This window comes from Parapedobacter sp. (genome assembly GCF_053550995.1).
The window spans coordinates 12,784-25,609 of sequence record NZ_JBMQOC010000106.1 but is presented as its reverse complement, the minus strand read 5'-3'; the positions used below and the strand labels follow the sequence as shown (position 1 = coordinate 25,609).

Genomic DNA, 12,826 nt, shown 5'->3' with positions numbered 1-12,826 from the left:
GGGTTAGAATGTGTATCCGATGCCAACAAGGAAGTTACGTGGCGTGCCGGGGAACAACCGGTTGAAATCATACCCGCCAACCCAGTGGGTTTTGTTGAACACATTGTTCAGGTTGGCCGATAGCCTGAACTTATCGATGGTGTAATACAGCGCGGCATCAGCCACGACATACGACGGCAAGGTGAGAACTTCGCTGAAGGTAGTGCGGGTACTCACGTAATTCGTGCCGACACCAATGCCAATGCCATGGAGTACACGGTTTGTGAAAATGTACTTTGCCCAGATACTGCCCTGGTTTTTGGGGGCATTGGGCAGGATGTTGCCTTCTTCGGCTTCGTTTTCACTTTCGGTAATCATCGTCTCGTTGACCGCCCAATTGGCTGTAACACTTAGGTTGGGGAGTAGCTGGCCGTACACGTCGAGTTCGATGCCGCGTGAACGCTGCTGACCCACCTGCCTCAACCGGTCGGGGTTTTCCGGGTCGTTGGCATTGATGAGGATATTATTCTGCTCGATTTGGTAGATAGCAGCGTTAATGGCCAGGTGCTTATTGAGAAACTCCATCTTTGCGCCACCCTCATACATGGTGCTGGTCAACGGATCAAACGGCCCGCCGTAGCGGTCGGGGTCGCCAATAGTGCCCGCACCCTGTGGTTGGTAGCCCTGGGCATAGGTGGCGTAAAAGCTAACGGGTTCGAAGGGTGTATATACCAACCCGAAGCGGGGGATGAACGCCTGCTGCTGTACTTCTTCGGCGTCTTCTTTTTGATAGTTGAGGATATCGGTATAATATTCTTGCCGGAACGCGAGCAGCGCCTGTATCGGCCCCCAGCTGATCTGGTCTTGCACGTAGACGCCGTTGACAAAATACTTGGTCACGGCCTGAGCGCTGGATACGTTGAAATAGCCCGATATTTCGGAGATGGAGTAGTCGGGATTGGTGAGATCGAAATGGGGGACATTGGGCACCGGTCGGTTATCGCGGATGAGGTAGCTGTCGCGATTAGCCGGATCGTACGCGTTGATGGCCCCATTGTTCGCCGCGTTACGGTATCCGCGTGCGTTGTAATTGGAGCCGCCTACGGGCGATACGTTCTGGATGTAATCATATCCTACCAATAGCTTATGCACCAGCGGTCCGGTACTGAAATCGTTTACGAGGTACAGCGTGATGTTATCGTTGTAGTTTTTGCGCTTCCGCCGGATGGTTTGCATCTCCATGAGCGTAGGGATTTCGACGCCATCGGCATCGACAGCATACCGGTTGGAGGTGCGGTGCTCCAATAAATCCTCGTCGTAAAGGAATTTCATGTAGGAAGCGTTGAAAGAGATATGGTCGGTAAACTTATGTTGTAGCGAGGCTGTGGTGTATAAGCTGAGTTCGTTGGCGTAGTCATTCTCTTTGCCGATGGCGAAGGAGATGGGCGTGGAGTAAAGATCCGTGCCGGCTGTTGCACCGAAAATCGGTTGGCCGCGATCTAACCGCGATTTCGTTTTCGAATACACGAAGTCGACATTGAATTGTGTGCGATCGGTGGGAATGAACGAGATGGAGGGCGCAATGACCATATCTTCACCCCCTTGCAGCACACGGAAAGACTGGCCGTTTTGGTAAGCAAGGTTGAGCCGATAAAGCAGTGTTTTCTCCTTGTTCATTGGTCCGGTGAAATCGCTTGACAGGCGGAATGTATTGTAACTTCCCGTGGCGAAGTTGATGGACCGCCGATTAACATCCAGCGGTTTTTTGGTGACCGTGTTGACCGTTCCGCCCGGGTCGGTGTTGGCGAATAATGCCGAGGCAGGTCCCTTGATCACTTCGATACGTTCCACATTTGGCAGTAAGGATTGCGACCAACTGCCGGTAGGATTCCGCAGCCCGTTGATCAGGGCATTGCTAGCCCGATAACCGCGCAGGGTGAAGTCGTTGTTGTAAAACGAAAATACATTGACACCGCTGATGTTTTTGATCACATCACTTGTCTTGAACGCTTGCTGATCGTCTATGACTTCTTTAGTGACATAGGAAATGGCTTGCGGAACAAACCGGATGGGCGTTTCGGTTTTGGTGCCGGCAAAAGAGGCGGTATTTTTGTAACTCTGCTCTTTCCGGCCGAGAATCTCTACCGCCTGCAATTGATTTTCGGTTCGGGTGAGCGCTATGGACAACCGAGTGCTGTTGGGCGAAGGTAAGTTGATGTTAAGTCTGGATGACTCGTATCCGAGATAGGAAAAAGTGAGTGTGTAAGAACCTGCCGTTAGGCCATCGAACGAAAAAGCTCCCCTTTCATCCGTAACTTGACCTTGGGAGATGCCCAATATCCGGATGGTGACCCCGGGCAGCGGTTGTTGGTCGAGAGCGGCGTGGACTTGGCCGGCCACAGCATGGAGTTGGCCGTAACTGATTTGGCTCGACATGAGAAAGAATATGGATACGGCGAAGGTATAAATATAGCGCATTATTATTTGGATTTAATTTAAATAAGATGCAATTTTAGATAAAAAACTGCCATTATCAAAACTTTAGAAGAAAAAGTAAGCTCCCTAGGTCACGGATGTGGGGCATGCGTCGTACCACAGTTGTATTTTGACGTGACCTTAAGGCAATACGGAATGCGGATAGGGCAAAGGTTAAAATGATGTAATTGTTGTAGGAAGGCCGGGTTTAGGATATAGTTGGGTAACGCTCTTCAAATTGCTGGCATTGCCGGATGGCGAAACGGGTGAGCCGGAAGAACGCGACGAATAGGAAGGCGAACAACAGAATAATCCCAGTAAACATGCCGGCCTGTATCCAAAGTGGCCAAGTGGATTGGGGGAATTCGGGGAGACGGATACCAAGTTGTAAGATAATGGTCGGAAGGAAAACAAAACTGTTTGTAACCCGCATGATCATTAACCGCTTGTACCGACGCTTCAGTTTGAAATGGTATGCGACTACCCCTATGGCAAATGCCAGATAAATGAAGCCGAAGATGCCAATCAACCAGTTGGTGGCAACCAGAAAAAAAAGCTGATACAACAGGAAAGCAAAACCGCCCACGAGGAACACCGTAGGGAAGGAAAACCATTGCTTGAGTTCAAGGGCGAACTGGTTGCGGTATTTACGGGTCAGTGATTTCATCATCGCTTCTTCTAACGTGGCGAATCCGAATACACCGAATTCGCGGTGGGTTCGGGCTACTGCTTCTTCGAAGCCGACGGTAGGATCGGCCGCGAGCATGTCTTCAACCCGGCAGGCCACATGGTCGATAATCTCCATCTGGAGGTCGAGTGCGGTGAATCCGCGCTTGCTGATAAAGCTTCGGATATAATCGAGTTGCTGCGGGGTGAGTTTCATGATACCGTGGGTTTAAGGTTCAACACCAGTTGCAGCTTCTCGATGAAAATGGCCGCCTCGCTCATTTTTTCTTTGACCTCTCCTTTGCCTTCAACCGAGAGTGCATAGTATTTGCGCACCCGGCCGTCAACCAATTCGGTACTCGTTTCGAGGAGGCCGTCCGCTTCGAGCTTATGCAATGCCGGGTACAATGCGCCCTCGGTAAGCTTGAACTCGCTATTGCTTAGCTGTTTCACTTTTTGCGTGATCTCATAGCCGTACATTTTGCCGTGGTCTTCAAGTAGCTTCAGGATAATGGTTTGGAGCGTACCTTTTAATAACTTCGCCGAGCTCATGCTACAAATATATAACTTTCTGACATACATAAGAAAATTATGTATGATGATTTGGATATATGATCGCCTGAAAATGACACGGTACAATCATTTTCAAAATAAAACGGCATATTTGTTATCGAAAATTGATTTTTTGGCTATCTTCATCGCCTGTTTCGCAAGGTGTAAAGACGCCAGCGGCAGATTAACAGGTTACCCGTTGATGATGACAGTAGGTATAGCGGCAGATCACGCCGGTTTTGAGCAGAAGGAACAGCTGATGGCCAAGCTGATCGACGCCGGGTATGAGGTGCGCGATTATGGTGCGAAGACATACGATCCAACAGACGATTATCCCGATATCATTGTGCCATTGGCTCGTGCCGTGTCCAACCGTGAGGTGGCCCGTGGTATAGCGGTGTGCGGCAGCGGTGTGGGCGTATCGGTGGCAGCCAACAAGATACCCGGTGTGCGTGCCGCATTGATTACGGAAACCTATTCGGCCCGCCAAGGGGTAGAGCACGACGATATGAACCTGCTCTGCTTGGGCGGACGGGTTATTGGCCCGATGTTGATCTGGGAGCTGGCGACTGTTTTTCTACAAGCGGAGTATGACGGCGGCGAGCGTTTTGAACGACGGCTGCAAAAGGTTATTGCACTGGAAAGGCAGCTGGCGCAACCCGGTGATGGCCGAACGGTGAACAAGTGAGAATAAGGTGTATTTACAATCAACATGAAATCAAATAAAAAGCTGGCTCCCACAATTATTGTCATCTTCGGTGGCACGGGAGACCTTACTAAAAGAAAATTAATCCCGGCATTTTACAACCTATATATCGATGGATGGATGCCCGAGAAATTTGCCATCATCGGACTGGGGCGTACCAAGCTCGACGACGACACGTACCGCGAGCACCTGCACAACGGATTGGTGGAGTTCTCCCGGAAGGGCAAGCCCGATGATGCGCAATGGGACCAATTCAAGACCACCATTTCGTATTTCGAGTCGAACATCAACGATCCGGCCGCATACGAGGGGCTTGGTGCCCAGCTTGATGCGCTCGACAAGGAATGGGGGACACGTGCCAACCGGTTGTTTTACCTGTCGATAGCGCCACAGTTTATTGAGTCGGCAACCCTGAACATCAACAAGTACAAGCTCGCTGATGTGCCGGCATCAGACCGGATCGTCGTGGAAAAACCTTTTGGTTACAACAAAGAGACCGCGGTGGCCCTGAACGAGTTGTTGGGGCGGACATTCCAAGAGGAGCAGATTTACCGTATCGATCATTACCTGGGCAAGGAAACGGTACAGAACATATTGGCCTTCCGCTTCGCGAATGCGTTGTTTGAACCCTTGTGGAACCGCAATTACATCGACTATATCCAGATTACGGTCGCCGAGAAGGTCGGCGTGGAAGATCGTGGAAGCTATTTCGAAAATTCGGGAGCGCTCCGCGATATGATACAAAACCACCTGTTGCAAGTACTTTGCATGGTGGCGATGGAGCCGCCCATCTCGTTCCAGGCCGAAGAGATACGGAACCGGAAGGTGGATGTGATGCGTGCCATCCGGCGCCTGAAGCCGGAAGAGGTGCACAAATATGCCGTTCGGGGGCAGTACGGCCCCGGGTGGATAGGGGGCAAACAGGTGCCGGGCTACCGCGAGGAGCCGGGGGTAGATCCCAAATCGAACGTAGAGACGTATGCGGCGGTTCAATTGTTTATCGACAACTGGCGGTGGCAAGGGGTACCTTTCTACCTACGCACCGGCAAACGGATGCAGGAAAAAACCTCGTCCATCACCATCCAGTTCCGTCCGGTGCCACACTCCACCTTCTCATCGTCGCAAGCGGGGAATTTGATGCCCAATCGGTTAACCATCAATATTCAGCCTACGATGGACATCAGGCTGCGTTTTACAGCCAAGAAACAAGGGCTGGAAATGAGCTTGAACCCCGCGGAAATGGTGTTTGATTACGACACCTGCTCCACACAGACCCCCGAAGCCTACGAAACCTTACTGCTGGATGCGATGCGGGGAGATACCACGTTGTATATGCGATCTGACCAGGTGGAAGAGGCGTGGGATGTGATAACCCCGATATTGGAAACATGGGAAAGCCGCGATTCATTGGATTTCCCGAATTATGCAGCGGGAACTTGGGGGCCCGAGAGCGCCGAAGCGCTGATTGCCCGCCAAGGGCATATCTGGGCGTTGAACCTCCATACATAGGGAATATGCTTTGGTCGATCTGCCCGTGCCCGTCGGTTTGACGGTGGATTGAAAAGCAAATAGCAAAAAAGCAGATGGGCAAATAGCAAAAAAACGAAAAACATCATGGTAAAGAAATTCAACGACTTGGCGCAGCTGAATGAAGCGGCGGCAAAACTATTTATAGAAGTGGCTAGCGAAGCGATTGAAAAAAATGGCCGATTTACCGTAGCCCTTACGGGCGGCTCATCGCCGGTAGAATTGTATAAAATGCTCGCCAAGACGCCTTATCGCGAGGCGGTGGACTGGGAAAAGGTATTCGTTTTTTGGGGCGACGAACGATGGGTGCCCTTAACCGACGACCGGAGCAATGCGCGGATGGCATTTGAAACCTTGCTGGACCATGTGCCGGTTCCGAGCGGACAGATTTTCCCTATGTGGGCCGACCGTACCTCGCCGGGTGATTTCGCGCAAGTGTACGAAGCGACGCTGCGCGATCATCTCCAACCTGCCGGACGTTTTGACTTGGTGCTATTGGGAATGGGGGCAGACGGCCATACGGCGTCGTGGTTCCCCCATACCGGGGTACTCCATGAATACGACAAATGGGTAGCCGCTTATTTCCTCGAAGCCCAGGATATGTATCGCATTACGCTAACCATACCGGTCGTTAACCAAGCTGCCAAGGTGGCGGTAATTGCCTATGGCGCCAATAAGGCGGAAGCGCTGCATGAGGTGCTGCACGGTGAGCACAACATCGAACAATATCCCGCCCAGCTCATCGATCGGAGTGAGGAAGGCCGCGTGATGTGGTTTGTTGACGAAGCGGCCGCACAACACGCGTGAATGCAGCTGCTTGCGGCAGCTTTTTCCGACTTTACGTATTACCCTCCTTTCAGCGTAGCCAAAAAGGCAACCACATCCCTGATTTCGCGTTTGGACAGGATATCCTTCATATCCAGCATACTGGATGGCGAGAACGTCTTTTCCTTGATGTCACTGTGGGGGATGACCCGATCGGGCTCTTGCCCCTTCCTGATTTTTACGCCGCGCGCGTCCTCTCCTTGGAAGATACCCGATAGCTGCTCGCCATTGTTCAGTACAAGCATCACGATGCCATATCCCGGCGCGATGCGCTTGCTCGGCTCGATAATCGATTCGAGTAGCTGTTCTCGCGAGAGGCGGTCGGCTACGCCGTTGAGCTGCGGTCCGGCATTGCCTCCCCGGTCGTCATAGGCATGGCATTTCATGCATTGTGCCTGCTGGTGCTGGAAGAAGACCCGCCGCCCCCGCCGGACATCGCCCCCCTGTAGGCTGCCCGCATACGAGGCCATGAGCTGGTCCGGAGAGAAGTGTTGGGTAATGGCTTTGTAGCGCGTGATTAGCAACTCGGTATGGGTGCTGTCGATGGCCTCACCCAATTCGAGGTAAACCTCCGGGCTTAGACGGGCCGTTTCCATTTCATCAAGTAGCTTATTGAAAAGTGCTTCCGAATGCTCCACGGGTATTTTACCCAATGTGATGATAGCGGCTTGTTTTTCTTCGGTTGTTTTGGTGTTGATGACATCTGCCAGTAAGTCAACCATCACCGGCTTCGGGATGGCCATGTTTTCAAGAAGGTCGAGTGCGGCTACGCGCAACGGTTTTTCACGGTCGGCCAACGCGAATTTGATGGCCTCTTCTTGCTGGGGCGCTTCGAGGGCCACCAACGCGGATAGGCATTCCACGCGCATGGCCGTCTCCCGGTCGCCTTTCAAGCCCACCAATAAGGCGGGGGCGGCCTGTTGGATGCCGAGTTTATGGATCGCTTTGGCGGCACCGAGACGCACGGCGAGCTCCCGATCGGTAAGCAGGTCGATGTATGCAGTGGCGGTGTGGCTTTTCAGCGCATCTGCATCACGCTCGATACGACCGCGATACCTGCCGTCTACACGGTCGACGACGGAAGGCTTGGCCCACGTACTCAACGCAGCTAGCGCTTCGGCCCGCATAGGGGCGGGGTGGCTGCCGTTTTGGGCAAACCGGAGAAGCTGTTGAAGGTTACTTTCGTTGCCTACACGGAGGTTGGCATTGATGACGCGGCGGATGAGGGCTTCATTGGAGAAAGGTGTTGTGTTGATGAGGTCGGCCAAAGCGGGGAGCGCTCCTTCAATAGATAGGTCGTCGTTGATGGCGCGGGCGGCTTCGGTAACCACGAATTCGTCGTGATCGAGTAGGAAACGGGCAATACCGGGGTTGCCCATGCGCCGGAGGGCGACCACCGCTGCGATACGGAGGGCCCTGGAGGGGTTATCGGCCAGGGCCAGCAGGGGGTGGGCGTCGCCGATACGTGCCAAGGCCAGTGTGCCGGCATGGCGCAGGTAAGCATCTTCATCGTTGTTGGCTTCGAGCATAGCGATAATCGGGGCAATGGCGGGTCCATGTTGGATACGCCCCAATGCTTCGGCCGCAAAAAAACGGGGACGGCTCTGAGGGTCGGCCAAGAGTGGGATGAGGTCGCTCCCCGCTTCTCCGTACCGGATATCGCCGAGCCACTTGGCCGCTTGTGCCCGTATCTCCGGGTCGGCGTCTTGCAGTAAGGGAACGAGGGCAGCGGCATGCCGCTTATCCCCACGTGCCAATTGGCTGATACCCCAGATGGCGTGTACGCGTGCGAGCTGGTTGTCGGTTTGTGCGAGCGCGTGCTCGAAAACTTCCATTCCTTTATTGCCCCGCTCTACCAAGGCAAACTGGGCTTTTTGGCGGATGCGCATATCTTCATGCTGAAGGAGGCCGCCCAGCTCGGTCTCGCTTTTGCCGCTGAAGTCGGCCGCGAGCAATTCCTTTACTTCCGAGCGGATGGCACGTGTGGCGGCATCCACTTCATCCATTTTCCAGATACGGCCATAGTCGTGGGTACCCCACCCGTCGATCCAATCGGCCACATATAACGCGCCGTCGGGTCCAAAATCGAGACCGGTAGCTAATATGCCGCCCAAGACCTTCTTATGCTCGCCCAACTCAAAAGTGGCCCCTTTGGCATTCAGCTTGAAACTATGCACGCCCGAGCTCGCCGGATTGCCCACGAATTCCGCCACGAAAAATGTCTGTTTATATTGCGGGCCCAAGGCGGTTCCGGGGTTGTAGACGACGCCGGCGGGGCCACTTACGAAGTTGCTGATACAGGGCGTGATGTGTGCTGCTTGGCCCTCAAAGCGCGGCAGATACATCTTCTCGTCCATCCATACTTTATAGCTGTTATTATCGGGGTCGCTGTATTTCCCGTATTGCCAGTTACTCCGCCAGCCGGCATCCGACCCGTTGACGATGTATACCAAACGTTCCTTTTCGCCGGGGTGGTCGCCGTCATTATCTTCGCTGATGATGTTGCCGTATTCGTCAAACACAAACTGATGGGTATTGCGCAGGCCGTGGGCAAATATCTCGAAATCGCTGCCATCGGGGTTGGCACGGGCGATGACGCCCGAATTGGGGTGCTCCCATTTTGTGCCATCGGGCCCTACGCCATTGAATCCGATATCGCCGATTTGCCAGTACAGGCGGCCATCCGGGCCCATCTTGACACCAGACATGCCATGACCACTAAATCCGACGTGGACACCGTAGCCGTGTGAAATGGAGGTCTTTTTATCGGGGATACCATCGCCATCCGTATCGGTGAGCCGCCATAGGTCGGGCGCTACGGCGAGGTACAGGTCATCGCCATGGGCGAAAACACCACCAGCCACATCGGTAATCTCCTCGTGGAAATCGTCGACCACCAACTGCGACCGGTCCGCCACCCCGTCGCCAGAGAGGTCTTCTACCCGGTACACTTTCTCCTTTTCGATGGTGAGGTCGTGCCAATCGTGCGAGCCGTCGCCATTGAGGTCGGCCAGCCATGTATTGCGCTCGCTGTTCTCGGGGGATAATTCCTCGTGGAGGAATGCCCGTCGATCTTCTACGGTCTGGAAGCCGATGGATGGGATTTCCCAGGCGCGATGGCCGCGGATGTCGAACTCGGAGTTTTTCTGTCGGTCGGTAGTGGTATAAAACAGCCGTCCATGGTCATCGATGTCGATAGCAATGGGTGAAATGACCAGCGAGTCAATGCCCCACAGTTTCAGGGCAAGGCCACTGTCAAGCTCCGCATTTACCTGGCCTTCAATCGTGGCTGCCAGTTCGGCGGTTTTCGCGGGGTCCATCTCCTTGGCCGGCAAATCGGCTGTTTTTTGCTTGCAGCCCCACAAGAGGATAGCGACGGCGGCAGCGATAATGGTCTTCTTCATTGATGTGGATGTTCATTCATACTATACGTTCCGTGCATTTTCGGGCCCGGACGCGGTAATCGTAAAACCAACACTTAATCGGTTAGCTGGGCTAAATATAAGAAGTATTGCCCCTGCCCACGACATAAATTTGTTTTTTAATTGAGCAGTAGCTGAATATTTCGTTATTTCGTTTGCAAATTAGCTACAATGGAATCCAGACGATCATTCTTGAAAAAGGCGGCACTGCTCGCGGGTGCGACCGCGGCGGCCAATACGTTGCCTCCTTCCATCCAACGGGCGCTCGCCATCGATGCCCCGGCGGGAAGTACTTATCTCGATGCCGAGCATATTGTGTTCCTGATGCAGGAAAACCGTTCGTTCGACCATTGTTTTGGTAGCCTGCGCGGGGTCCGTGGTTTCAATGATCCGCGGGCAATCACCCTGCCTAACGGGCTGCCCGTTTGGGCACAAACCAATGCCAAAGGCGAGACATATACCCCCTTCCGGCTGGATATCAAGAATACGAAAGCCACCTGGATGGGTTCCTTGCCACATGGATGGCGCGATATGGTGTATGCGCGCAACGGTGGCAAAATGGATACGTGGCTGGAAGCAAAGAAGGCGGGCAATCCGGAGTACCAGCACATCCCTTTGACGATGGGGTATTATGACCGGGAAGATATACCCTTCTATTATGGTTTTGCCGATGCCTTTACCGTATGTGACCAGCATTTCTGTTCTTCCCTTACCGGTACCAGTGCCAATCGGTCGTATTTCTGGTCGGGTACCATCCGCGAAGAAGCCCACAACCCCGATTCGGTGGCCCATGTGGATAACGGGCAGATTAATTACAAAGATGTGAAATGGAAAACCTACCCCGAGCGGTTGCAGGAGGCGGGCATCCCTTGGAAAGTCTATCAAAACGAGCTGAGCCTGCCTGTTGGCTTTGAAGGTGAGGAAGAAGACTGGCTGGCCAACTTCACGGATAATAACCTCGAATTTCACAAGCAGTACCACGTGCGTTTCCATCCGGCACACCGTGCCTATCTGGAAAAACGTATCAATGAGCTGGAAGCAGCGATTGCTGAATTTCCGGTTGAGGATACGGAAACTGTAGCGAAAGCCAAAAAGGAGATCGCTCAATGGAAAGCGGACATGGAACGGTATAGTGCTCCAACTTCGAAGCACTGTCTCGGCAGGAGCGTGAAATCCACCTACGCGCGTTCGCCACCAACACCGATGACCCGCATTATCACGAATTGGAAACCATCCACTATACCGACGAGATGGGGGAGAAAAGTGTTCAGGTGCCCAAAGGGGACATCTTCTACCAATTCCGCAAAGACGTAGATGACGGTAAGTTGCCCGCCGTTTCATGGTTAGTGGCGCCATGCAACTATTCCGATCACCCTGGTGCACCTTGGTTTGGTGCGTGGTATGTGTCTGAAGCGTTGGACATCCTTACCCGAAACCCGGAGGTATGGAAAAAAACGATTTTCATTCTCACGTATGACGAGAACGATGGTTATTTCGATCACATGCCACCGTTTGTACCACCGCATACAGATCGGCCTGAGGAGGGTGTCGTACCCCGGGGGGTGGATACCCGCGATGATTATGTCACCGCAGTACAGGAAAAAATCAGGACCGATAATCCGGAAGCCACGTTGGATAGCCCGATTGGACTCGGTTTCCGGGTACCCTTGGTGGTCGCTTCACCGTGGACGAAAGGTGGATGGGTCAATTCGGAAGTGTTTGACCATACCTCCTGTTTGCAATTTCTGGAACACTTCCTCGAAAAAAAGACCGGTAAGCAGGTGAAGGAAACAAACATCAGCAGTTGGCGCCGGCTGGTGTGTGGCGACCTTACCTCCGTTTTCCGGCCGGCCACGGCTGTCGACACCCCATCATTGGAGTCGCTTGGCCGTGACGCGTATGTCGAGCGTATTTATCGGGCGCGGGAGAAGGGGTTGCCTGGGAATTACAAATTGGTTGACCCGGCCGATCCGCAATGGCCTCAGCAGGAACCGGGCACCAAACCGGCGTGCGCATTGCCATACAACCCCCAGGTTACGGCCCAATTGGATAGAGACCGTAAGCGCCTCACCATGCGGTTTGAGGCGATGGGTAGTATGGCGAAAACAAAATCGATAGGGATACCCTTTCAGGTGCGTGCTGCGACCCCTTATTCACTGGAAACCCTTCCGGGCCGGACGTGGAATTTTGTGGCCCGCGAGGGCGAATCGCTGGAATACCGCTGGCCGCTGGCCGAATTTGCAGAAGGGGTGTACCACCTTCAGGTGCACGGGCCCAATGGATTTTTCTGCGAATTCAAAGGGAATGCACTCGATCCGGATTTGCGGGTAGAGGCTGTGGGGGATAGAAATACGGGTGACGTAAAGGTGGTGTGCACCGCGTCAGAAAGTAAGTTGAAGCTCCACGTACGGGATGGCTCGTATAACAGACCCAGCCACCGGATAGGGGCTACGGGGGAACCGATTACGATAGACTTGTCGGCTACCCAAGGGTGGTACGATATCATGGTGGAGGTGGAAGATTACCCCGGCTTTTACAGGCGTTTCGCCGGCCATGTGGAGACGGGGAGGCCGAGCACCACCGATCCGCTGATGGGCGGAATGGTATCTTAAAAGCGATGCTTTCCCTGTCCGTGAGTGATGTCGTGTTTATCTGAACCGGGATTTGCCCCTCG

General features: G+C 53.5%; 9 protein-coding genes. 5 read left to right on the top strand and 4 right to left on the bottom strand.

What is annotated here, in order from left to right; translation table 11 throughout:
• Window positions 1-3: 3 nt before the first annotated feature.
• The 3 genes from ACO1NT_RS14255 to ACO1NT_RS14245 form a co-directional block, all read right to left on the bottom strand.
• Entirely contained in the window at window positions 4-2,457 is a 2,454-nt protein-coding gene (locus ACO1NT_RS14255) for a TonB-dependent siderophore receptor (protein WP_449049384.1), read from the bottom strand.
• A 205-nt stretch (window positions 2,458-2,662) separates the two neighbouring features.
• Window positions 2,663-3,337: a hypothetical protein gene (locus ACO1NT_RS14250; RefSeq protein WP_449049383.1), complete on the bottom strand. Its 675-nt coding sequence runs from the start codon at window positions 3,335-3,337 to the stop codon at window positions 2,663-2,665.
• A complete protein-coding gene (locus ACO1NT_RS14245) occupies window positions 3,334-3,672 on the bottom strand; it encodes a PadR family transcriptional regulator (RefSeq protein WP_449049382.1) in 339 nt (112 codons plus the stop codon). The genes ACO1NT_RS14250 and ACO1NT_RS14245 overlap by 4 nt, the downstream gene beginning before the upstream one ends.
• A gap of 202 nt (window positions 3,673-3,874) precedes the next feature.
• Between ACO1NT_RS14245 and ACO1NT_RS14240 the strand changes: the two genes are divergently transcribed.
• The 3 genes from ACO1NT_RS14240 to pgl all read left to right on the top strand — a co-directional run bounded on the left by ACO1NT_RS14240 (window position 3,875) and on the right by pgl (window position 6,712).
• Window positions 3,875-4,360, top strand: coding sequence for an RpiB/LacA/LacB family sugar-phosphate isomerase (locus ACO1NT_RS14240; RefSeq protein ID WP_449049381.1), 486 nt, complete (start codon window positions 3,875-3,877; stop codon window positions 4,358-4,360).
• 24 nt (window positions 4,361-4,384) lie between these two features.
• Window positions 4,385-5,887: a glucose-6-phosphate dehydrogenase gene (zwf, locus tag ACO1NT_RS14235; protein ID WP_449049380.1), complete on the top strand. Its 1,503-nt coding sequence runs from the start codon at window positions 4,385-4,387 to the stop codon at window positions 5,885-5,887.
• A 105-nt stretch (window positions 5,888-5,992) separates the two neighbouring features.
• Window positions 5,993-6,712, top strand: coding sequence for a 6-phosphogluconolactonase (pgl, locus tag ACO1NT_RS14230; RefSeq protein WP_449049379.1), 720 nt, complete (start codon window positions 5,993-5,995; stop codon window positions 6,710-6,712).
• Window positions 6,713-6,750: 38 nt separating this feature from the next.
• Here pgl and ACO1NT_RS14225 read toward each other — a convergent pair whose 3' ends face one another.
• Window positions 6,751-10,134, bottom strand: a complete 3,384-nt coding sequence (locus tag ACO1NT_RS14225) for a DUF7133 domain-containing protein (protein WP_449049378.1) — start codon at window positions 10,132-10,134, stop codon at window positions 6,751-6,753.
• Between the two features lie 189 nt (window positions 10,135-10,323).
• Here ACO1NT_RS14225 and ACO1NT_RS14220 point away from each other — a divergent pair, with 189 nt between their 5' ends.
• Window positions 10,324-11,466 (top strand): alkaline phosphatase family protein, encoded by a 1,143-nt coding sequence (locus ACO1NT_RS14220; protein ID WP_449049377.1) that lies wholly within the window; start codon window positions 10,324-10,326, stop codon window positions 11,464-11,466.
• The gene (locus ACO1NT_RS14215; RefSeq protein ID WP_449049375.1) at window positions 11,376-12,764 is read left to right on the top strand and encodes an alkaline phosphatase family protein; all 1,389 of its coding nucleotides are present in this window, start codon (window positions 11,376-11,378) and stop codon (window positions 12,762-12,764) included. The genes ACO1NT_RS14220 and ACO1NT_RS14215 overlap by 91 nt, the downstream gene beginning before the upstream one ends.
• Window positions 12,765-12,826: the final 62 nt, after the last annotated feature.

What these genes read in the sequence shown, in the direction of transcription:
- pgl (WP_449049379.1), top strand. Translation starts at nt 5,993, where the DNA reads ATGGTAAAGAAATTCAACGACTTGGCGCAGCTGAATGAAGCGGCGGCA.
- ACO1NT_RS14255 (WP_449049384.1), bottom strand. Translation starts at nt 2,457, where the DNA reads ATGCGCTATATTTATACCTTCGCCGTATCCATATTCTTTCTCATGTCG.
- ACO1NT_RS14225 (WP_449049378.1), bottom strand. Translation starts at nt 10,134, where the DNA reads ATGAAGAAGACCATTATCGCTGCCGCCGTCGCTATCCTCTTGTGGGGC.
- zwf (WP_449049380.1), top strand. Translation starts at nt 4,385, where the DNA reads ATGAAATCAAATAAAAAGCTGGCTCCCACAATTATTGTCATCTTCGGT.
- ACO1NT_RS14245 (WP_449049382.1), bottom strand. Translation starts at nt 3,672, where the DNA reads ATGAGCTCGGCGAAGTTATTAAAAGGTACGCTCCAAACCATTATCCTG.
- ACO1NT_RS14240 (WP_449049381.1), top strand. Translation starts at nt 3,875, where the DNA reads ATGATGACAGTAGGTATAGCGGCAGATCACGCCGGTTTTGAGCAGAAG.
- ACO1NT_RS14220 (WP_449049377.1), top strand. Translation starts at nt 10,324, where the DNA reads ATGGAATCCAGACGATCATTCTTGAAAAAGGCGGCACTGCTCGCGGGT.
- ACO1NT_RS14250 (WP_449049383.1), bottom strand. Translation starts at nt 3,337, where the DNA reads ATGAAACTCACCCCGCAGCAACTCGATTATATCCGAAGCTTTATCAGC.